Source organism: Pseudoalteromonas sp. GW168-MNA-CIBAN-0100 (assembly GCF_040309225.1).
GTDB classification, from domain to species: domain Bacteria; phylum Pseudomonadota; class Gammaproteobacteria; order Enterobacterales; family Alteromonadaceae; genus Pseudoalteromonas; species Pseudoalteromonas arctica.
The window spans coordinates 1-263 of sequence record NZ_JBEOOL010000694.1 but is presented as its reverse complement, the minus strand read 5'-3'; the positions used below and the strand labels follow the sequence as shown (position 1 = coordinate 263).

Sequence of the window (263 nt, the reverse complement as noted above, 5' to 3'; positions counted from 1 at the left end):
ACCCACACCCCCGTAAGCCATTAGGTCGAATCCATCACTTTCTATCGCTGAAAAATCGTCATTTTCTAATGAGAAGTAGGTAGTTCTAATTTGAAAGTGATTATTAACAGCATAACCAGCAGCTATATTAAAACCACTAAAATCCAAATCTTCGCTTGAGCTATTGTCATTGGCTAATGTGAACGCGTAAGCACCCGCTCCAATACTCCAATGTTTTTGAGGTACTGGTTCTAGCTCATTCGCTTGTACAAAAGAGCCTAGTA

At 39.9% G+C, this 263-nt stretch carries 1 pseudogene; it reads right to left on the bottom strand.

Annotated elements, in window-relative coordinates:
• A pseudogene (locus AAEY62_RS23050) lies at window positions 1-263 on the bottom strand (hypothetical protein); the annotation flags it as partial.